Annotated in this window: 18 protein-coding genes, 1 pseudogene and 1 riboswitch; of the genes and pseudogenes, 4 read left to right on the forward strand and 15 right to left on the reverse strand. The window is 70.7% G+C overall.

Going from position 1 to position 20,093, the window contains the following annotated elements; translation table 11 throughout:
- Positions 1-93: pseudogene (locus ACEPPI_RS33765) on the reverse strand (indole-3-glycerol-phosphate synthase TrpC); the annotation flags it as partial.
- Between the two features lie 10 nt (positions 94-103).
- Positions 104-718 carry a PadR family transcriptional regulator gene (locus ACEPPI_RS33770; protein WP_345198624.1) on the reverse strand — a complete coding sequence of 205 codons (615 nt, stop codon included), beginning with the start codon at positions 716-718 and terminating at the stop codon, positions 104-106.
- Between the two features lie 454 nt (positions 719-1,172).
- Here ACEPPI_RS33770 and ACEPPI_RS33775 point away from each other — a divergent pair, with 454 nt between their 5' ends.
- Entirely contained in the window at positions 1,173-1,991 is an 819-nt protein-coding gene (locus ACEPPI_RS33775) for a PhzF family phenazine biosynthesis protein (protein WP_373919080.1), read from the forward strand.
- A 9-nt stretch (positions 1,992-2,000) separates the two neighbouring features.
- Here ACEPPI_RS33775 and ACEPPI_RS33780 read toward each other — a convergent pair whose 3' ends face one another.
- Positions 2,001-2,801 (reverse strand): CPBP family intramembrane glutamic endopeptidase, encoded by an 801-nt coding sequence (locus ACEPPI_RS33780; RefSeq protein ID WP_373919081.1) that lies wholly within the window; start codon positions 2,799-2,801, stop codon positions 2,001-2,003.
- Positions 2,802-2,887: 86 nt separating this feature from the next.
- Positions 2,888-4,423: a glutamate-cysteine ligase family protein gene (locus ACEPPI_RS33785; RefSeq protein WP_373919082.1), complete on the reverse strand. Its 1,536-nt coding sequence runs from the start codon at positions 4,421-4,423 to the stop codon at positions 2,888-2,890.
- A gap of 493 nt (positions 4,424-4,916) precedes the next feature.
- Here ACEPPI_RS33785 and ACEPPI_RS33790 point away from each other — a divergent pair, with 493 nt between their 5' ends.
- Complete coding sequence (locus ACEPPI_RS33790) at positions 4,917-5,537, forward strand: hypothetical protein (protein WP_373919083.1); 621 nt, start codon at positions 4,917-4,919, stop codon at positions 5,535-5,537.
- A 294-nt stretch (positions 5,538-5,831) separates the two neighbouring features.
- Positions 5,832-6,020: a DUF5999 family protein gene (locus tag ACEPPI_RS33795; RefSeq protein ID WP_030236602.1), complete on the forward strand. Its 189-nt coding sequence runs from the start codon at positions 5,832-5,834 to the stop codon at positions 6,018-6,020.
- 97 nt (positions 6,021-6,117) lie between these two features.
- Here the strand turns inward: ACEPPI_RS33795 and gcvP are convergent, their stop codons facing one another.
- Positions 6,118-9,003: an aminomethyl-transferring glycine dehydrogenase gene (gene gcvP, locus ACEPPI_RS33800; protein WP_373919084.1), complete on the reverse strand. Its 2,886-nt coding sequence runs from the start codon at positions 9,001-9,003 to the stop codon at positions 6,118-6,120.
- A 197-nt stretch (positions 9,004-9,200) separates the two neighbouring features.
- Positions 9,201-9,299: riboswitch (glycine riboswitch) on the reverse strand.
- Positions 9,300-9,419: 120 nt separating this feature from the next.
- Here gcvP and ACEPPI_RS33805 point away from each other — a divergent pair.
- Positions 9,420-9,776, forward strand: a complete 357-nt coding sequence (locus ACEPPI_RS33805; protein WP_356220275.1) for a PRC-barrel domain-containing protein — start codon at positions 9,420-9,422, stop codon at positions 9,774-9,776.
- Here the strand turns inward: ACEPPI_RS33805 and ACEPPI_RS33810 are convergent.
- From ACEPPI_RS33810 to ACEPPI_RS33855, 10 genes are all read right to left on the reverse strand, one after another.
- Positions 9,773-11,233 carry a DNA polymerase IV gene (locus ACEPPI_RS33810; protein WP_373919085.1) on the reverse strand — a complete coding sequence of 487 codons (1,461 nt, stop codon included), beginning with the start codon at positions 11,231-11,233 and terminating at the stop codon, positions 9,773-9,775. The two genes, ACEPPI_RS33805 and ACEPPI_RS33810, sit on opposite strands and share 4 nt — an antisense overlap.
- A 55-nt stretch (positions 11,234-11,288) precedes the next feature.
- A complete protein-coding gene (locus ACEPPI_RS33815) occupies positions 11,289-11,927 on the reverse strand; it encodes a MerR family transcriptional regulator (protein ID WP_373919086.1) in 639 nt (212 codons plus the stop codon).
- 212 nt (positions 11,928-12,139) lie between these two features.
- Positions 12,140-12,613 (reverse strand): bifunctional nuclease family protein, encoded by a 474-nt coding sequence (locus tag ACEPPI_RS33820; RefSeq protein WP_007262890.1) that lies wholly within the window; start codon positions 12,611-12,613, stop codon positions 12,140-12,142.
- 62 nt (positions 12,614-12,675) lie between these two features.
- On the reverse strand, positions 12,676-13,440 hold the full coding sequence (locus tag ACEPPI_RS33825; RefSeq protein WP_266837664.1) for a MerR family transcriptional regulator: 765 nt from the start codon (positions 13,438-13,440) through the stop codon (positions 12,676-12,678).
- Positions 13,441-13,484: 44 nt separating this feature from the next.
- Positions 13,485-14,429, reverse strand: coding sequence for an FHA domain-containing protein (locus ACEPPI_RS33830; protein ID WP_373919091.1), 945 nt, complete (start codon positions 14,427-14,429; stop codon positions 13,485-13,487).
- Positions 14,430-14,511: 82 nt separating this feature from the next.
- Complete coding sequence (locus ACEPPI_RS33835; protein ID WP_373919087.1) at positions 14,512-15,354, reverse strand: DUF881 domain-containing protein; 843 nt, start codon at positions 15,352-15,354, stop codon at positions 14,512-14,514.
- A complete protein-coding gene (locus ACEPPI_RS33840; RefSeq protein ID WP_030158423.1) occupies positions 15,351-15,683 on the reverse strand; it encodes a small basic family protein in 333 nt (110 codons plus the stop codon). Before ACEPPI_RS33840 ends, ACEPPI_RS33835 begins: the two co-directional genes overlap by 4 nt.
- Positions 15,680-16,585 carry a DUF881 domain-containing protein gene (locus tag ACEPPI_RS33845; RefSeq protein ID WP_373919088.1) on the reverse strand — a complete coding sequence of 302 codons (906 nt, stop codon included), beginning with the start codon at positions 16,583-16,585 and terminating at the stop codon, positions 15,680-15,682. The genes ACEPPI_RS33840 and ACEPPI_RS33845 overlap by 4 nt, the downstream gene beginning before the upstream one ends.
- A 119-nt stretch (positions 16,586-16,704) precedes the next feature.
- Positions 16,705-19,203 (reverse strand): sugar phosphate nucleotidyltransferase, encoded by a 2,499-nt coding sequence (locus ACEPPI_RS33850; RefSeq protein WP_373919089.1) that lies wholly within the window; start codon positions 19,201-19,203, stop codon positions 16,705-16,707.
- Positions 19,204-19,304: 101 nt separating this feature from the next.
- On the reverse strand, positions 19,305-19,895 hold the full coding sequence (locus ACEPPI_RS33855; RefSeq protein ID WP_373919090.1) for a CDP-alcohol phosphatidyltransferase family protein: 591 nt from the start codon (positions 19,893-19,895) through the stop codon (positions 19,305-19,307).
- Positions 19,896-20,093: the final 198 nt, after the last annotated feature.

A 20,093-nucleotide genomic window follows, 5' to 3' on the forward strand; every position in this document is an offset into this window, starting at 1 on the left:
GCTCCGGCCGTGGCGCAGGGCGGGGTGGGCTCCGGCGGCGACGAGGTCGGCGACGGCCGCCTTCGGGTCGCGCCCGGTGACCAGGGACTGTCCGGCGTCCGGCTCAGTGCTCGTCGGCCAGGATCAGGTAGAGCTTCTTGCGGGCGTCGTTGACGACCGCGAGGGCCTTCTCCCGCTGCTCGGGCGAGCCGGTCTTGAAGACCTGCCCGAAGGCCTCCATCAGGCCGACTCCAGCGGTGCGGACCTCGTGCATCGCCTCGAAGTCGAAGCCGCGCCCGGCGTCCGCCCAGGGGGCGTCCGGACCCGATTCCGCCTCGGTGCGGCCCGCATCTGTGAGCGTGAACAGCTTCTTGCCGCCCTCGCTCTCGCTGGTGATCAGACCCTCGTCCTCCAGCAGCTGCAGGGTCGGGTACACCGAGCCGGGGCTGGGCTTCCACGCCCCGCCGCTGCGCTCGCCGATCTCCTGGATCATCTCGTAGCCGTGCATCGGCCGGTCGGCGAGGAGCGCCAGGATCGAGGCGCGCACGTCACCGCGGCGCGCCCGCCCCCGGGGCCCACCCCGGCCGCCCCGCCCACCGAAGGGTCCGCCGCCGAAGGGCGGCCCGAACGGCCCGAAGGCGGCCCGCAGCCCCCGGAACTCCTCCCGACGGTCCGGCCCGCAGTGGCCGTGACCCCGTCCGTGCTCGTGTCCGTGCTCGTGCTGTCCACGTGAACGCATCACTGCGCTCCTTTCGTCATCGCTTGGCGTGGTGGCTGTCGCCGCGACTCCCGCCGCTTCGACTCCTTCACTATCGTTGACCCATCGCGATGCGTCAACGATATATCGGAACCTATCTTCGATAGTCGAGCAGAATGAGCCCGTTCGGGTGGATACGTACGGGAACCTCCTGGCGAGGGACGTACGCGCGTGCTGTGCCGGCCGCGGTCCTCGCGACACGGGGCGCGGAACGGAGCACCGGCCGACCCGCCGCGACGGCCGGTTCATGACCGGGACCGAGGTCTCCGCCACCGCGGACACGACCGCCACCTGCGGCGGCGGTGACGGGAACTTCCTTCCCGTCCCGGTCCTGTCGGGCACCGAGGCCCTCTCCCGCGGCTGACCGCCCGCACCAAGGCCAGTCGTCCCGGACTGGCCTTGGTGCGGTCCGCCGGGGGCGCCCTACGGTCGGTCCATGCGCATCCGAATCGTCGACGCCTTCACCGACCGCCCCTTCCACGGCAATCCCGCCGGGGTCCTCGTCCTCGACGGGCCCTTCCCCCCGGACGCCTGGCTCCAGCAGGTCGCGGCCGAGGTCAACCTGTCCGAGACCGCCTTCGTCCGGCCCCTGCCGCCCGGCGGGGACGCCGACTGGGCGCTGCGCTGGTTCACCCCGGCCGGCGAGGTCGACATGTGCGGGCACGGCACCCTCGCGACCGCCCACGTACTGAACGAGAACGGCCTGGCCAAGGGTCTGATCCGGTTCGACGCGCGCTGCGGGGTCCTCACGGCCGAGGCGGACGCGGACGGCGCGGTCACCCTGGACTTCCCCACCTCCTCGCTGACCCCGGTCGATCCGGTCCCCGAGGTCGCCCGCGCCCTGGGCGCCACGATCGTCTCGCTGCACGACACCGCCGCCCACATCGGCGACCTGCTGGTGGAGCTGGCCGACGAGCGGACCGTACGGGAACTCGCACCCGACCACGCGGCCCTGCGCGCCTACGCCCGCCGCGGCGTGATCGTCACCGCCCCCGCCGAGGAGCCCTCCCGGGGCTACGACTTCGTCTCCCGCGGCTTCTTCCCCGTCCACGGCATCGACGAGGACCCGGTGACGGGCAGCGCCCACACCGCCCTCGCCCCGTTCTGGGCGGCCCGCCTGGGCCGTACGGAGATGACCGGCCTCCAGGGCGGAGCCCGCCGCGGCCTGGTCCGGGTCACCCTCGCAGGCGAGCGGACCCTGCTCACCGGCCGCGCGGTCACCGTGATCGACGGCGAGCTGCTCACCGCGCCCTGAACACGGCGGCTACGGGGTGGGCAGCCAGCCCACCTTCCCCGCGAGCAGCGCGTACCCGCCGAAGGCCACCACGTCGAGCAGTGTGTGCGCGACGACGAGGGGGCCCACCCGGCCCCAGCGGCGGTAGGCCAGCACGAAGACGACGCCCATCACCATGTTGCCGATGAACCCGCCGATGCCCTGGTAGAGGTGGTACGAGCCGCGCAGGACGGAGCTGGCGAGCAGTGCGGCCGTCGGCGACCAGCCCAGCTGGCCGAGCCGGCGCAGCAGGTAGGCAAGCACGATGACCTCCTCCACCACGGCGTTCTGCACGGCGGAGAGGATCAGTACGGGGAACTTCCACCACACGTCGGGCAGCGCCTCCGGCACCACCGTCAGGTTGAAGCCGGAGGACCGCGCCACCAGGTAGAAGGCCAGTCCCGCGCTCCCGATCCCGGCGGCGACCAGCGCGCCCCGGGCCAGGTCCCACCCGGGCCGGGTCCGGTCGAAGCCCAGGACGCGCAGCCCCGGCACGCCCTCCCGGGTCAGCAGGTGCGCGACCAGCAGGACGGGGACCAGCGCGGAGGCGATCCCGAACAACTGCCAGGCCAGGTCCAGCCAGGGCCGCCCGGGGGCGTACGAGCCGTTCAGCGTGGCCGCCTGGTCCTTGAGGCCACCGGGCTTGGTCAGCGAGCCGATGAAGCTGATCAGGGCCGAGACCCCGCTCGCGCCCAGCGACAGCGCGAGCACGAGCAGGGTCTCGGTCCGCAGCAGACCCCGCCGCCCGTCCCCGCTCAGTTCTCCGACCACCGGCTCCGGCTCCGCCCGCACGCCCGACTCCCGTCCCGCCAACCCACCGCGTCATCCTGTTCCGACCACCCCATACTGCCTCCTCGGGGGCCGGAGCGGATCACCGGTCAGCGCCGGACGGCCCCGGTCGTGTCCACCTCCTGTTCCTCCAGGCCGACGGGCCAGGTGTGGACCGGGTCGCCCTTGTGCATCAGCTCGCTGTAGCGGCGGGTGGTGGCCGCGAGGGCGGCGTCCCGCTCCAGCCCGCCGGCGAGCGCCCGGTGGTAGGTGTCCACCTGCCAGGTCGCCCCGTTCACCCGGCGCCGGCAGCGCTCCTCGATGATCCCGAGGTACAGGTCCCGGTCGGCGGGTTCGATCCCCCAGGCGTCCAGCCCCGCCGCGGCCATCGGCAGCAGCTCATCCAGCACCAGGCGCACCGCGGGCACGCTCACCAGTCCCCCGGCCCGGCCGCGGCGCGGCCAGCGGATCCGCGCGTCGATCCCGTAGCGGCAGGCCGCGTCGAAGTTGGCCTCCGCCTCCGCGAACGGCATCCGGGTCCACACGGGGCGCTGCTCGTCCGCGAGGGTCCGTACGAGCCCGTAGTAGAAGGCGGCGTTGGCGACGACGTCGGCCACCGTCGGCCCGGCCGGCAGCACCCTGTTCTCCACCCGCAGGTGCGGCACCCCGTCGGCGACCCCGTAGACGGGGCGGTTCCAGCGGTAGACCGTGCCGTTGTGCAGCACCAGCTCCTGCAGGCTCGGCACGCCGCCCTCCGCGAGGACCCGCAGCGGCTCCTCCTCGTCGCAGATCGGCAGCAGGGAGGGGAAGAAGCGGACGTTCTCGGCGAACAGTTCGTACGCCGAGTCCACCCACCGCTCCCCGAACCAGGTGCGCGGCCGCACCCCCTGCGCCTGGAGCTCGGGGGGCCGGGTGTCGGTGGCCTGGGTGAACAGCGGCGGTCGCGACTCCCGCCACAGCTCCCGCCCGAAGAGGAACGGCGAGTTGGCGCCCACCGCTATCTGCACGGCGGTCACCGCCTGCGCCGCGTTCCACACGTGTGCGAACCGCGCCGGGGTCACCTGGAGGTGCAGCTGTACGGAGGTGCAGGCGGCCTCCGGCACGATGGACCCGGTGCTCCAGGTCAGCCGTTCCACCCCGTCGATGTCGAGGGTGAAGTCCTCGCCGCGCATCATCAGGATCTGCTCGTTGAGCAGCGAGTAGCGGTCCACGGCCGAGAGGTTGGCCAGGGCGAGGTCGGACCGGGAGATGGTCGGCAGGATGCCGATCATCACGACCCCCGCATCGATCTCCGCGGCCTGCCGGTGGGCGTAGTGCAGCCCCGCGCTCAGCTCTTCGGCGAGCTGGTCGAATACCCGGCCGTCGAGCCGGTGCGGGAGTACGTTCACCTCCAGATTGAACATTCCGAGTTCGGTCTGGAAATCGGGGCTGGCAATCCTCTCCAGTACCTGTGCATTCACCATGCGCGGCAAACCGTCGGCACCCGCGAGATTCAGCTCGATCTCCAGTCCCATCATGTTCTTGGGCCGATCGAACCTCTTCTCCGCCAGAAGGCGCTCCAGTCCCTCCAGGCACTCGTGGAGCTTCCTCCGATACCGATGCCGATCGGACAGGTCGAATCCTCCTGCCACGACCTTCTCCCCCATCGAAGCGTCCCTCCTCGTGTGGCCCGGAACCGTGCACCCGGGCGCGCGTTACGGTCGATGATGCCCAGCCCCGTGATCGATAACGCCGGGCCGGGCAGTCCGGCGGGGAGCGCGCGCCGGTATGGCTTGATGGGCGCTTCGGCACATTCATCTGGCAACTCGCCGTATGCAAATTCCCCGTAGACTGTGCCGATTCCCAATAACAGGCGCTTTCCAGCCGAGCGCCCTTCGGGTAACCTCCGAGGTCAGCGCGGCCCGTTCGCGCGCAACCGGCATGAATAGCCCGACAGCGGGACCGGTATACGCCTTGTCGGCAATAGGTGGGACAGCTAGCCGAAACACCACGTGAACACATGTCGTATAAACTCCGCAAACGAGGCAGAGAGTTGGCGCGCGGCCATTGCCCCTCAGCCCCCCTCTGGCCCCAGAATGCGACAGCGCCGTCCGCACCTTCCCCCGTACCACAGGTCTCCCAAGTGAGAGGCGACCCACCATGCCGCTGCATGTTCCCCCGGCTCCCGCGCCCGCCCTGCGCAGCGTCCTCGCGGCACTCGGTTCCCCCACCGCCGTCCACGAGGCGCACACTCCGTCCCTGCGCGCGCTCCAAGGGCCGGTGACCGCCGAACTCCCGCTTCCGGTGCACGTGCTCGACCGGCTCGACGGGTCCGGCCGCCCGGCGGGCAGCCGACCGCCGCGCACCCGGCTGACCGGGTGGCGGTTCCTGATCCGCAGCGGCGACCGCTTCGTCGCCGCCGCCGACACCCGGCTGACCCCGGACGGGTGGGCCTTCTCCCACTTCTTCGAGGGGCCCTACGTCGCCGCCACCGAACGCGCCCTGCGCCAGGCCGAGTCGCTCGGCAAGGGCTACCAGCCCCGCCTGCTGTCCGTACCCGAGCTGTACATGCTGACGCTGTGGCTGCACGGAGCGGTCGGCGCCGACGCCGCGGCCGGCCTGCCCGCCGCCGCCGACCTGCTGGTGCCGCTGGCACCGGCGCCACCCGGGATCGCCGCGTTCCGGCCCCACCCCGTATCGGAACTGCTGCCCGTGCTGACCCACCGGCTCACCCGGTCGGCCCCGCCCGTCCCGCCCCCGGTGGCCGCCCCGGCCGCCTGAGGCGCCGCCCCGCCGTTGGCCTGTTCGGGGTGGCCCGGGTTGCCCATTCGGCCTAGTCCGCCCGGACCACCCGCGAACCATCCGAAATGACAGGGGAGTTGGCCTGAACCGCCCGCACGAGTGATGCGTCCTCAATCCATGAGGACAGCTGCCGGGAAATACCTGCGAAGCAGCCGTCGTGGGGGAAGACTGAGGACATCCTCCCCGCATGCGCGGGGACGACCCAGGGGGACGGCCATGAATCACGCATCGAGCCGTAGCGAACAGACCACACCGCAGCGAAAGAACGCATCCATGTGCCAGCACCAGCCTGCCTGCCCGTCATCAGAGTCCGCCGACCGGGAGGCCGCGCGCCCGGTGGCCAACCACCCGGAACAGGGCTGGAGCCTGCTGTGCAACGGGGTCCTGCTCTTCGAGGACACCGGTGAGCTGCTGCCGGACGGCCAGATCATCGCTCCGCACCGCCCGCTCGCGGTGGCCTAGGCCACCTTGCACCGAGCCGGCACGGGGAAGGACCACGCGAAGGGGCCGGTCCCGGAGCTCCCCCTCCGGGACCGGCCCCTTCACCGTGTCACGGGACTCAGTTGTCGTACTCGTCCAGCGGAGGGCACGAGCAGACCAGGTTGCGGTCGCCGAAGGCACCGTCGATCCGGCGCACCGGCGGCCAGTACTTCTCGGCGGCGGTGACGCCGCCCGGGAAGACCGCCTCGTCACGGCTGTACGGGTGGTTCCACTCGCCGCCCAGGGCCGCCGCGGTGTGCGGGGCGTTGGCCAGCGGGTTGTCCTCGACCGGCCACTCGCCGCCCGCGACCCGCTCGATCTCGGCGCGGATGGCGATCATCGCGTCGCAGAAGCGGTCGATCTCGGCGAGGTCCTCGGACTCCGTCGGCTCGATCATCAGCGTGCCGGCCACCGGGAAGGACATGGTCGGCGCGTGGAAGCCGTAGTCGATCAGGCGCTTGGCGATGTCGTCCACGCTCACGCCGGTCGCCTTCGACAGCGGCCGCAGGTCGATGATGCACTCGTGGGCGACCAGGTTGCCCGGACCGGTGTAGAGGACCGGGAAGTGCGGCTCCAGGCGCTTGGCGATGTAGTTCGCGCCGAGCACCGCCACCTGGGTGGCGCGCTTGAGACCCTCGCCACCCATCAGGCGTACGTACGACCAGGAGATCGGCAGGATGCCGGCCGAGCCCCACGGCGCGGCCGAGATCGGGCCGACGCCCGTCTCCGGGCCGGCGGTCGGCTGGAGCGGGTGGTTCGGCAGGAACGGGGCCAGGTGGGCCCGGACACCGACCGGACCGACGCCCGGGCCGCCGCCGCCGTGCGGGATGCAGAAGGTCTTGTGCAGGTTCAGGTGCGAGACGTCGCCGCCGAAGTGACCCGGCTTGGCGAGGCCCACCAGGGCGTTCAGGTTGGCACCGTCGACGTAGACCTGGCCGCCGGCCTCGTGCACCTGCGCGCAGATGTCGGCGACGTGCTCCTCGAACACACCGTGCGTGGAGGGGTAGGTGATCATCAGGACCGCGAGCTCGTCGCGGTACTGCTCGATCTTGGCGCGCAGGTCGTCCGTGTCCACCTCGCCGTCGTCGGCGGTCTTGACGACGACGACCTTCATGCCGGCCATCACGGCGCTGGCGGCGTTGGTGCCGTGCGCGGAGGACGGGATGAGGCAGATGGTGCGCTGCTCGTCGCCGTTGGCCCGGTGGTAGGCGCGCACGGCCAGCAGGCCGGCGAGCTCACCCTGGGAACCGGCGTTCGGCTGGATCGAGACCTTGTCGTATCCGGTGACCTCACAGAGACGTTCCTCCAGCTCGGTGATGAGCGTGAGGTAGCCCTCCGCCTGCTCCACCGGGGCGAACGGGTGCAGCTGACCGAATTCGGGCCAGGTCACCGGCTCCATCTCGGTGGTCGCGTTCAGCTTCATGGTGCAGGAGCCCAGCGGGATCATGCCGCGGTCCAGCGCGTAGTCCTTGTCCGAGAGCTTGCGCAGGTAGCGCAGCATCGCGGTCTCGGAGCGGTGCTGGTGGAAGACCGGGTGGCCGAGGTACGCGTCCGAGCGCAGCAGGCCCTCGGGCAGCGTGTCGGCGGTGGTCTCGTCCAGGGCCTCGATGTCCGCGCTGACGCCGAAGGCGGCCCAGACGGCGTCGAGGTCGGCGCGCAGGGTGGTCTCGTCGCAGGAGACCGAGACGTGGTCGGCGTCGACCTGGAACAGGTTGACCCCGCCCTCACGGGCGGCGGCGACGACCTCGGCGGCCTTGCCGGGCACCCGGGCGGTGACGGTGTCGAAGAAGGAGCCGTGCACCAGCTCGACCCCGCCGGCCGTCAGGCCCGCGGCGAGGAGCGCGGCGTAGCGGTGGGTCCGGCGCGCAATCGTGCGCAGGCCGTCCGGGCCGTGGTAGACGGCGTACATGCCGGCCATGACCGCGAGCAGCACCTGGGCGGTACAGATGTTGCTGGTGGCCTTCTCGCGGCGGATGTGCTGCTCGCGGGTCTGCAGGGCCAGGCGGTACGCCTTGTTGCCGTCCGCGTCCACGGAGACACCGACGAGGCGGCCGGGCAGCGAGCGGGCGTGCTGCTGCTGGACGGCCATGTAGCCGGCGTGCGGGCCGCCGAAGCCCATCGGGACGCCGAAGCGCTGGGTGGTGCCGACGGCGATGTCGGCGCCCAGCTCGCCCGGGGAGGTGAGCAGGGTCAGGGCGAGCAGGTCGGCGGAGACGGTGACGATGGCACCGAGCCCGTGCGCCTGGTCGATGACCGGCTTGATCGCGCGGACGGCGCCGGAGGCGCCCGGGTACTGGAGCAGCACGCCGAAGACGCCGCGCTCGGCGATCTCGGCCGGGATGCCGTCGGACAGGTCGGCGACGACGACCTCGACCCCGATGGGCTCGGCGCGCGTCTCGATCACGGCGATGGTCTGCGGCAGCGCGTCGGCGTCGATCAGGAAGACCCCGCCCTTGACCTTGCCCACGCGGCGGGCCAGGGACATGGCCTCGGCGGCGGCGGTGCCCTCGTCGAGCAGGGAGGCACCGGAGGTCGGCAGGCCGGTCAGGTCGGCGACGACGGTCTGGAAGTTCAGCAGCGCTTCGAGGCGGCCCTGGGAAATCTCGGGCTGGTACGGCGTGTACGCCGTGTACCAGGCCGGGTTCTCCATGACGTTGCGCAGGATGACCGGCGGCGTGAAGGTGCCGTAGTAGCCGAGGCCGATCATCGACGACAGCACCTGGTTGCGGTCGGCCAGCGAGCGGAGCTCGGCCAGCACCTCCGCCTCGGTGCGCGCCTCGGGCAGGTTCAGCGCCTCGGCGGTCTTGATCACATCCGGTACCGCGGCGGCGGTGAGTTCGTCCAGGGAGCCGTAGCCCACCTGGGCGAGCATCTTCGCCTGCGCCTCGGCATCCGGGCCGATGTGACGCTGCTCGAAGGGGATGCCTCGCTCCAGCTGGGAGAGCGGAATGCGGTTGGCGGTCATGACGGAGGCCTCCTGGTCGTATGACCTGCGAGGGGCACCACGGCGCGGGCACCCGGACGGCCTCCCCCTCTGTCATCTCAACCTGAGAGCTTCACCGGGCCGCACGGGGATCACCCCTGAGGTCCGGCTTTCACCGTCGGTGAGGAGAGGAACCGGTACTGCGTGCCCGGTACCCGCCCCTGCTTTCCAGAGTGGCCTCACCACGTGCGGTACGTATGCCTGAGAGATTCCGGGGAGGATTTGCTCCTTCGGCGCCTCCGTCGTTCTCACTCGGAGGACTCTCCCGCACAGGGTCAACAGCCGTCACCCAGCCTACCAGCGACGATCCGGAGACTCCCCGAGTGGCCCCCTCTTCAAATATGCACTTTCGTAGTCATTACAAATGAGTTGTACCACTGCGACCGTACGGAGGGACCGTGCAGACCGACATCGATCCGCGCAGCCTGATCGGCCGCAAGGCGTTCGACCGCAACGGCGCCAAGATCGGCACCGTGGACGAGGTCTACCTCGACGACGCCACTGGCGTGCCCGAATGGGCCGCCGTCCGGACCGGCCTCTTCGGACGGGACGCCTTCGTCCCCCTGGAGCCCAGCGAGGTGGTGGACGACACCCTGCGCGTGCCCTTCGAGCGTTCCCTGATCAGGGATGCACCCGATTTCGGGGTCGGGCGCCACCTGTCCCCCGAGCAGGAGCTCCAGCTCTACCACCACTACGGCCTGGACGTCTCCCTGCCTACCGACTTCCACCGCCCGCCGCCCGACGAGCGGATCTAGGCCGCCCCCTCCGCCTTCCCCACGAGGGGCAGCGGATCGGAGGACTCCAGTTCGGGATCGTCCATCCGGAAGGTGCGCACCCGCCCGGGCGGTGATCCGGGCTGCTCGAACCGTACGGTCACCCGCCCGACCCCGCTGCCCTGGACCCATCCGGGCCCGTACAGGGCGTGCCGTACGTCGCTCCCCGCCGGCCAGTGCCGCGCGGCCGCCGCGTCCGGCCCGCCCGCCTCCGCGACGGCCCCACCGGCGGGACCGGCCGCACCGGTCTCGCCGGCCCCGTCCGGCTCACCCGCCCCTTCCTCCCCCTCCTGCGCGACGCCCTCCGGCGCGGCGGCCTCCGAGGAGGCGCCCTCCGCGACCGCAACGCCCTCCTCCGCCCCGGCCCCGAGCACCTGGGCGAAGAGGTCCTCCTGCGTGTAGTCCGCGAGCCCCGTCACCCCCACCCCCAGCAGCCGCACGCCTCCGGTGGTGTCCACGCCCTCCAGCAGCCGCGCCGCGGCCTCCCGGACCACCGAGGGGTCGTCGGTCGGCCCGCGCAGGGTCTCCGAACGGGTCAGCGTGGAGAAGTCGTAGCGGCGCACCTTCAGCACGATGGTCCGGCCCGAGTGCCCGGAGGACCGCAGGCGCCCCACGCACCGGTCCACGAGCCGCTGCACCTCGAAGCGGATCCGGACCCGGTCGTGCAGGTCCACGTCGAAGGTGTCCTCCACCGAGACCGACTTCGCGTCCCGCTCGGCGACCACCGGCCGGTCGTCCAGCCCCAGCGCCATCCGGTACAGCCCGACCCCGTGCGCCTTCCCCACCATCCGGACCAGCTCGTCCTCGCCGGCCTCGGCCAGCTCCCCCACCGTGGTGATCCCGGCCCGCCGCAGGTGCTCCCCGGTGGCCGGCCCCACCCCGGGCAGGGTCCGCACCGACATGGGCGCGAGCAGCTCCCGCTCGGTCCCGGGCTCGATCAGCAGCAGCCCGGCCGGCTTGGCCTCCTCGGATGCCACCTTGGCCAGCATCTTCGACCCCGCCAGGCCCACCGAGCCGCTCAGCCCCGTGGCGGCCTCGATGTCGGCCCGCAGCCGCTCCCCCGTGGCCCGGGCGCTCGCCGAGTCGAAGGCCGTGCCGCCCGCCTCCAGGTCGACGAAGGCCTCGTCCAGGCTGAGGGGCTCCACCAGCGGCGACAGCTCCCGCAGCAGGCCCATGACCAGGTCGCTGACCTCCCGGTAGAGGCTGAAGCGCGGGATCAGGTAGGCGCCGTTCGGGCAGAGCCGACGGGCCTGGGCGGTCGGCATCGCCGAGTGCACCCCGAACCGCCTGGCCTCGTAGGAGGCGGTGGCCACCACTCCGCGCGGCCCGAGCCCCCCGACGATGACGGCCTTGCCCCGCAGGCTCGGCTTGGACGCCTGCTCGACCGAGGCGTAGAAGGCGTCCATGTCCAGGTGCAGGATGGTCGGCGCGGCTCTCACGGCACCGATGCTGCCCTACGCCACTGACAACGCGGCCACGCTTGCCCGGCGCCGCTCAGACGGCCCGGTTGCGGCGTGCGGCCAGCTCGTCGGCGGGATTGTGGCCCACCAGGGTCTCCCCGGTGTCCACCCGCTCCCCGTGCAGCTGCGACAGCGCGTTCTCCACGTCCCGCCACACCACGCCGACGGCGATGCCGAAAACGCCCTGCCCGCCCTGGAGCAGGCTCACCACCTGGTCCGGGGAAGTGCACTCGTAGACGGTGGCGCCGTCGCTCATCAGCGTCATGCGCTCCAGGTCGTGGAAACCCCGGTCGCGCAGGTGCTGGACGGCGGTGCGGATGCTCTGGAGCGCCACCCCGGTGTCCAGGAAGCGCTTGACGATCTTGAGGACGACCACGTCCCGGAAGCTGTAGAGGCGCTGCGTGCCCGACCCGTACGCGGGCCGCACGCTGGGCTCCACGAGCCCGGTCCGGGCCCAGTAGTCGAGCTGGCGGTAGGTGATCCCGGCGGCGGCGCACGCCGTCGGGCCCCGGTAGCCGACCTGCTCGGGCGCCGGAGCGTCGCTCACCGGTCCGACCGGCGTCGAAGCCGGCTGACGGTGCGCGGAACCCTGCGCGCCGCCGTGCAGCGGGTACGACCCACCGTCACTCCGTGCGGGGGTGCCCCCGGTCGTACCGTCGCCCGTGATCCTCACGCCGACCCTCCGTCCTTGACCTGCCACCTTGAAGGTAGGCAGTGACCAGGGGTGCGTCAACGATCGCCACACTCGGCACGCCGAGTGATAATCACCCTGAGAGTGGTTTCCCGTACCCCATTGCGGGGAAAGGCTACTCGAATGGGCTGAAAGTTCCCGGTGGTCGACGCGGCCCGCGTTTCGCCGCGGCCGCACCCCTCACACCCCGGCCCTCACTGCGGGCCGGTGCCGAAGTCCTCGGGTGAGATCTGGTCGAGGAACTCGCGGAACTTCTCCACCTCGTCCTCCTGCTCGTCGGGAATGGCGATTCCGGCGTCGTCCAGGACACCGTCACTGCCGTAGATCGGCGTTCCCGTGCGCAGGGCCAGCGCTATGGCGTCGGAAGGCCTCGCGCTCACCTCGACCCCACTGGCGAAGACCAGTTCCGCGTAGAAGACGCCCTCCCGCAGATCCGTGATCCGGACCTCGGTGAGCTCCTCACCGACCGCCTCCAGCACGTCCTTGAACAGGTCGTGCGTCAGCGGCCGGGCAGGGGCCATGCCCTGCTGCGCGAAGGCAATGGCGGTCGCCTCCCCAGGACCGATCCAGATGGGGAGGTACCGATCGCCTCCCACTTCACGCAGGAGCACGATCGGTTGGTTGGAGGGCATTTCCACCCGGACACCCACAACGTCGAGCTCGTTCACACAGCAACCCTAGGACCTGCTCGGCAGGTTTGGGTAGTCGGGGCCCCTTCCGGGGCCTCCGATCAGTGCGACCGCACCCCGAGGGCCGTCTGCACCAGGGCCTCGTGGAGCCGTACGGAGAGCCCCACGAGCTCCTTCATCGTGGCCTCGGCGTGCGCCCTGGTCTGCGGGTTGCGGTGCCGCCGCAGCGGTGCCACGAGCTGCTCCACCAGACCGGCCTCCCGGTCCGCGGCGGCCTTCATGGCCCGCAGGTGGCGGGGTTCCAGACCGAAACGGCCGAGATCCGCGATCAGGCGGGCCACGGTGACCGCTTCGGCGTCGAACCCCCCGTCCGGCACCTCGGAGATGAGCCCGTACGACTCCCATTCGACGAGCTGCACCTCGTCCACCTCGGCGGCGGCGATCAGCTCGGCCCGGCCCACCCGGGCCACGGTGGGCCTCTCCCGGCCCACCTCCCCGTACAGGGCGACGGGACCGGCCGGGTCCACCGCCTCCCCGTGGGACGCGGGCCCGGGGATGCGGATCTGCTCGCCCCGGTCGAGCGCGTCGAGCTGTTCGCGGATGACCTTCAGCGGCAGGTAGTGGTCCCGCTGCAGGCGCAGGACGCGACCGAGGCGTTCCACGTCGCCCGTGCTGAACTTGCGGTATCCGGAAGGTGTGCGCTCGGGCTCCACGAGCCCCTCCGCCTCCAGGAAGCGGATCTTCGAAATCGTGACGTCGGGGAACTCGTCACGCAGCATGGTCAGCACCGTTCCGATGCTCACCAGCCGCCCGGCGGACCCGGCGGTGCCGCTCTTCGGGGCACCGCCGGTCGGGGTACGCAGCATGGGACCTTCCCTGGGGTCCCCCCGGACCACGTCCGGGGGAAGGGTCAGATGCCCCGCAGGCTCGCGTAGAAGACCAGCCGGTACTTGCCGATCTGGACCTCGTCGCCGTTGTGCAGGGCGACCGAGTCGATCGGCTCACGGTTGACGTACGTGCCGTTCAGGCTGCCCACGTCGGCGACGGTGAAGCCGCCCTCCTGGCCCCTGCGGAACTCGACATGCAGCCGGGAGACGGTCACGTCGTCCAGGAAGATGTCGCTCTGCGGGTGCCGGCCGGCCGTGGTCAGTTCGCCGTCCAGCAGGAAGCGGCTGCCCGAGTTGGGGCCGCGCCGCACGATCAGCAGGGCGGAACCGGGGGGCAGTGCCTCCACCGCGGCCTGGGCCTCGGGGGACAGCGAGGACGACACGTGCGCTTGTCCCGACACCTCGGCCTCGTAGGCCTCAAGGCCCGAGATCGAGATGGTGGACGTGGTCTCCGAAGCACGCTCCGGCGTCAGACCCGCCCGCAGCGGCGCCCCGCAGTTCGAGCAGAAACGGCTCGCCGCATCGCTGCGGTGGCCACACCTGCTGCAAACCTGCTCGGCCGACATGGACGGCTCCTCGCGCCGCGGCTGCCCCGCGGAGGCATTGGTGGCATACGGGTCGGGGGCAAACCCTCCACCCGCACTTGAGGTTGATGGGTCACCGAAACCTATGCGTCCGGAACCGGCAGGGTCAACAGACGACGCGCCCTGCGCGCCCGAAATGTCACCCGGACCGGTCACCTCGTCGCGGAAGAGCGGCCGGTCGCCCTGTCCTTCGCCGTCACCGTGCCCCGCACGGTGGCGCGCCGCGCCGCTTTCCTCGCGGTTCTTCTTGCCGAACAACTTCTCAAACAACTTCACGGGCGATTCCCCTTGACCGAAACAGACCCGCCCGTGGGGCAGGACGAACTCTGCATGCACACACCTGCCGACCCGGACATTCTCACAACGTCCGTAACCACCAGACAGTTTCCACCACGCACCGCGACTTCGGTGCGTCGACCCCCCGCAGGCATACGCCCACGTGAGCCTGTCCACATTCCGCACCGCGTCACGACGATGACGACCGAGCGTAGTCAGGCTGCTTCGCAGCCCGCAAGGCGTCCACAACGATCTTCGCCGACCGTGTGACGGCGACCGTGGCCTGCTCCTTCTCCATGGTCTGCACGACACCGCCCGGGATGTTGAGCGCCGGCTCCAGATCCTGCGGTCTGCCGATCACCCTGAACTCGTAGGGCTGTGTGATCTTCTTACCGTCGATCGAGACCCCTCCGCCCTGGTCCGAGAAGTACGAGCCCGCGACGACGCGCACGCCGTTGATCTGGATCGCCTCGGCCCCGGCCGCCCTCAGCTCCTGGAGGGTGTCCAGAAGCTGGTCGGAGCGCACCTGGCCCTTGGTGTCGGTGATCCTCAGTGTGATCCCCGGCCCCTGAGCAGCCACGGTACCGGCCAGGATGCCCAGTTGGCGCTCCTTCTCCACCGTCTGCCGCCGGGCCTCCTCGGCCTGGTTGGAGCTGCTCTCCAGCTCCTTGCGCTGGTCCTCCAGCTTCTGCTTCTCGTCCTCCAGGCGCTTGGTCCGCCCGTCCAGCTCGTCGAGGATCCGTACGAGGTCCTCCTGACGGGCACCGCGCAGCGGCGCGCTGGAGTCGCTGTTGGACCGCACCTGGATCGCGAGCCCGAGCCCCAGCACGAACAGCAGCAGCGCGACGATCAGTTGGGCCCGGCTGACCCGCGGCGGCCACAGACCGGCCGCCAGGCGCCGGCGCCCGCTCTGCTGCGGTTCCCCGGGCTCCGGTCCGGACCGCGGAGCCTCCGCGCCGGCCTCGCCCTTCAGGGGGCGCTCGGGGACGTGGGGCTCCTCGGGCGGGGTGTTGTCGTCGCTCATCGGCCTCACGCCCGGAAGACGTGCCGGCGGATGGCCGCGGCGTTGGAGAAGATCCGGATGCCGAGGACGACGACCACGCCCGTCGACAGCTGCGAGCCGACGCCCAGCTTGTCGCCGAGGAAGACGATCAGCGCGGCCACCACCACGTTCGAGAGGAACGACACCACGAAGACCTTGTCGACGAAGATCCCGTCCAGCATCGCGCGCAGGCCGCCGAACACCGCGTCCAGCGCCGCCACCACGGCGATCGGCAGATATGGCTCCACCACGGCCGGCACTTCGGGCCGGACCAGAAGTCCGACCACCACTCCGGCCACGAGGCCCAGTACCGCGATCACGATGCACCCTTCTTCGGCTCTACTGCTGTGGCTGTGCGGACGGTCAGGCTCGACGCGGCCGGCAGCTTCACCTCGTCCACGGCGGACAGGGTGTAGCGGATCCCGTAGCTCTCCTGCAGGACGTGCAGGTACTGGCCGTCCACGGAATCCTGGAAGGTGGTGCCGAGCCGCTTCTTGTCCCCCACCGCGAGGATCTCGTAGGGCGGCACCAGAGGCCTGTTGTCGACCAGTATCGCGTCACCGGCCGCCCGGATCGCCGACAGCGACGTCAGCCGCTGACCGTTGATCGAGACGGCTTCCGCCCCGGCCTGCCAGAGCCCGTTGACGATCCGCTGCATGTCCCGGTCACGGACCCGGCCGGTGTCCGAGAAGCCGGCGCTCTCCCGCGGGCCGCCACCGCCGCCCGACGAAGATCCCTTCGCGTCGTCCACCACCAGTTTGACGCCCGGACCGTGCACTTCGGTTGCACCCGACAGCAGGGCCAGCAACCGCGCCCGGTCCCCGCCGGGCTGCTTGAGCGCCGCGCCCTGCCGGTCCTCGACCTCGGTCCGCAGCCGCTCGATGTCCCGCTCCAGGCCGTTGGCGTGCGCGTCGGCCCGCTCGACCCGGTCGATCAGCTCCTGGCGCTCCTTGGCCAGCACCGGCGCCGCTATCCGCGCCTGGGCCGCACCGAGGGTGACGACCATCGCGGCGAGCACGAGCCCGGCGGCGAGCGCCAGCTTGGCCTTGAGGGTACGCGGCAGTCCTGCCGTGCCGTCCGCCTCGCGCCGGGCCGACGCCTCCGCATAGCCCTCGTCGAGACTGTTGTCCATCACGTGCGTCAGCAGCGACATGGACGCGTCCGGGCGCGCGGGCGGCGGGGCCGGACTCCGGTTGTTGGGCGGCTGCGACATGCCGCACATCGTCGCATGTCGCCGCCGCCCACATCCAATGCGCCGTCCGGAGGACCGGGCCGGGTGACTCCCCGTGCCCGCCCCTCCCACGATCGCGCGCCCGGCCGCCCTACGGGGCCGGTCGCCGGTCAGTGCTCCCCGGCACCCTCCACGACCGCGCCCCACTCGTCGAGCAGGGCCTGCGCGGAGGCGTCGTCGGGACCCTCGGCCCACAGGTGGGTGACGGCCTCCGCCGGGTCCGGCAGGACCAGGGCCCACCGTCCGTCGGCCTCCACGACGCGCACGCCGTCCGTGGTGTCCACCTGCCGGTCACCGGCCGCCTCCACGACCCGCCGCATGACGAGCCCCTTGGCCGCCCACGGCGTCGGCACGTCCCGCTTGAGCACGTGCGCCCGCGGGATGCGGGCATCGATCTGGCTCAGGGTGAGCTGGGTGCGCGCGACCAGTCCGATCAGCTGGACGAACGCCGCCGATCCGTCGAAGACGCTGCTGAACTCCGGGACGATGAACCCGCCCCGGCCGTCGCCGCCGAAGATCGTGGTCTCCTCACGGCCCACCCGCGTCAGATCGTCGGGCGAGGTCGTCGTCCACTCCACCTGCGTACCGTGGTAGGCGGCGACCTGCTCGGCGACCCGTGTGGTGGTCACCGGCAGCGCGACCTTGCCGCTGCGCTTCTCGGCGGCGACCAGGTCGAGCAGGACGAGCAGGGCCCGGTCGTCCTCGATGATCCGCCCGCGCTCGTCCACCAGCGAGATCCGCTCGCCCACCGGGTCGAAGCGCACGCCGAAGGCCGCCCGCGCCGAGGCCACGATCTCTCCGAGCCGCACCAGCCCGGCCCGCCGGGACTCCGCCGTCTCGGTCGGCCGCGACTCGTCGAGGCCGGGATTGATCGTCAGCGCGTCCACCCCGAGCCGGCCCAGCAGGCTGGGCAGCACGAGTCCGGCGCTGCCGTTGGAGGCGTCCACGACCACTTTGAGGCCGGAATCCGCGATGCCGGTGGTGTCCACCCGGCGCAGCAGCGAGCCCGTGTACGAATCGAAGACGCTCGACGGGAACTGGAGGTCGCCGATCTCGCCGGGGAAGGCACGGCGGTACTCCTGGCGAGCGTAGACCCGGTCCAGCTTGCGCTGCTGCGCCTGCGAGAGGTCCGCACCCCGCTCGTCGAGGAACATGATGTCCACCGAGTCCGGCACCCCGGGGGAGGTCCGGATCATGATCCCGCCGGCGGCTCCTCGGGCGGTCTGCTGCCGGGCGACCGGCAGCGGTACGTTCTCCAGGTCGCGCACGTCGATGGCGCTGGCCTGGAGGGCCGAGATCACGGCCCTCTTGAGTGCTCTCGCGCCTCGGGAGTGGTCACGGGCCGTGGTGACGATGGCGCCCTTCTTCAGGGTCGTCGCATAGGCCCCGGCGAGCTTGACCACCAGCTCCGGGGTGATCTCGACGTTCAGGATCCCGGAGACCCCACGGGCACCGAAGAGGTGTGCCTGACCGCGCGACTCCCAGATCACCGAGGTGTTGACGAACGCGCCGGCCTCGATGGTCTTGAAGGGGTAGACGCGCACGTTGCCCTGGACGATCGATTCCTCACCGACCAGGCACTCGTCACCGATGACGGCCCCGTCCTCGATCCGGGCGGCCCTCATGATGTCGGTGTTCTTCCCGATGACGCAGCCGCGCAGGTTGCTGTGCGGTCCGATGTACACGTTGTCGTGCACGACGGCCTTGTGGAGGAAGGCCCCGCTCTTGACGACCACGTTCGACCCGACGACGGTGTGCTCGCGGATCTCCACGCCGGCTTCGACCTTGGCGTAGTCCCCGATGTACAGCGGCCCGCGCAGGACGGCGTCCGGGCTCACCTCGGCCCCTTCGGCGATCCACACGCCGGGGGAGATCTCGAAGCCGTCCATGTCGACCTGGACCTTGCCTTCGAGTACGTCGGCCTGCGCCTTGACGTAGCTCTCGTGCGTGCCGACGTCCTCCCAGTAGCCCTCGGCCACGTAGCCGTAGATCGGCCGGCCTTCCTTCATCAACTTCGGGAAGACGTCACCGGACCAGTCGACGGAGACGTCGGCCTCGACGTAGTCGAAGATCTCCGGCTCCATCACGTAGATGCCGGTGTTGATGGTGTCCGAGAACACCTGCCCCCATGTCGGCTTTTCGAGGAAGCGCTCGACCTTGCCCTCCTCGTCCACGATGGTGATGCCGAATTCCAGTGGGTTCGGCACCCGGGTCAGGCACACCGTGACCAGTGCGCCCTTCTCCTTGTGGAAGTTGATGAGGTCGGTGAGGTCGAAGTCCGTCAGCGCGTCACCGGAGATGACCAGGAAGGTGTCGTCCTTCAAGGCCTCCTCGGCGTTCTTCACGCTGCCGGCGGTGCCGAGTGGCTTCTCCTCATTGGCATAGGTGAGCTCCATTCCGAGCTCCTCGCCGTCACCGAAATAGTTCTTGACGAGTGACGCCAGGAACTGAACGGTGACCACGGTTTCGCTGAGTCCATGCCGCTTCAGCAGCCTCAGCACGTGCTCCATGATCGGCCGGTTCGCCACCGGCAGGAGCGGCTTGGGCATGCTTGAGGTCATGGGGCGAAGCCGCGTACCTTCGCCACCGGCCATCACGACGGCCTTCATGTCGGAAGAGTCCTCCTAGAGAGATGACGGTCTGGCCGACCTCACCCGTCCCGGACGGTGACTCCGCTACTCCTCCGCGTCAGTACCGGCGCCGAGTGAGCTCAATCGGCCGTGGCATCCGCCTTCACGAGACGGCGGACTTGCACCACGTATAGGATTCCTGCCCACCAATAGAGCGTTGTACCCCAACCCGCGAACGCCCATCCGAAAACGGACGCCGTCCAGGCCAACCAGCCGGTACCGTCGCTCAGCAGCAGCAGCGGGAAGGCGTACATCAGGTTGAAGGTGGCGGCCTTGCCGAGGAAGTTCACCTGGGGCGGCGGATAGCCGTGCCGACGCAGGATCCACACCATGACCAGCAGCATTGCCTCACGGGCGAGCAGCAGCCCGGTCAGCCACAGGGGCAGGATCCCGCGCCAGGTCAGCCCGAACAGCGTCGTCAGGACGTAGAGGCGGTCCGCGGCGGGGTCCAGCAACCGCCCCAGATTGCTGATCTGATTCCAGCGTCGCGCGAGTTTCCCGTCGAGGTAATCACTGACCCCGCTGAACATGAGAACGGCCAGCGCCCACCCGTCGTAGCCCTCCAGGATCAGCCAGAGGAACAGGGGTACGCCGGCGAGGCGAGCCATGCTCAGGATGTTCGGAATGGTGAAAATTCGGTCAGTCTGAACCCGAGTCTCCTGGACCTCCACCCGGGGGCCTCCACTGTGACGCTAGAAATGGTCGAATCGATGCCCCCTGACCCTACAGGAGTCCACGAGCGCAGCGACCGGCCCCTGAACGCAGAAAAGCCCCGCACCATAAGGTGCGGGGCTTTCCCACAATGATTGTTCGGCGGCGTCCTACTCTCCCACAGGGTCCCCCCTGCAGTACCATCGGCGCTGAAAGGC

Origin of the sequence: Streptomyces sp. AB3(2024), from assembly GCF_041862025.1 — a bacterium.
Taxonomy (GTDB): domain Bacteria; phylum Actinomycetota; class Actinomycetes; order Streptomycetales; family Streptomycetaceae; genus Streptomyces.

Excerpts from the sequence above, each read along its gene's own strand:
- ACEPPI_RS33775 (WP_373919080.1), top strand. The coding sequence starts at position 1,173 with ATGCGCATCCGAATCGTCGACGCCTTCACCGACCGCCCCTTCCACGGC.
- gcvP (WP_373919084.1), bottom strand. The coding sequence starts at position 9,003 with ATGACCGCCAACCGCATTCCGCTCTCCCAGCTGGAGCGAGGCATCCCC.
- ACEPPI_RS33785 (WP_373919082.1), bottom strand. The coding sequence starts at position 4,423 with ATGGGGGAGAAGGTCGTGGCAGGAGGATTCGACCTGTCCGATCGGCAT.
- ACEPPI_RS33795 (WP_030236602.1), top strand. The coding sequence starts at position 5,832 with ATGTGCCAGCACCAGCCTGCCTGCCCGTCATCAGAGTCCGCCGACCGG.
- ACEPPI_RS33790 (WP_373919083.1), top strand. The coding sequence starts at position 4,917 with ATGCCGCTGCATGTTCCCCCGGCTCCCGCGCCCGCCCTGCGCAGCGTC.
- ACEPPI_RS33850 (WP_373919089.1), bottom strand. The coding sequence starts at position 19,203 with ATGAAGGCCGTCGTGATGGCCGGTGGCGAAGGTACGCGGCTTCGCCCC.
- ACEPPI_RS33770 (WP_345198624.1), bottom strand. The coding sequence starts at position 718 with ATGCGTTCACGTGGACAGCACGAGCACGGACACGAGCACGGACGGGGT.
- ACEPPI_RS33845 (WP_373919088.1), bottom strand. The coding sequence starts at position 16,585 with ATGTGCGGCATGTCGCAGCCGCCCAACAACCGGAGTCCGGCCCCGCCG.
- ACEPPI_RS33825 (WP_266837664.1), bottom strand. The coding sequence starts at position 13,440 with ATGCTGCGTACCCCGACCGGCGGTGCCCCGAAGAGCGGCACCGCCGGG.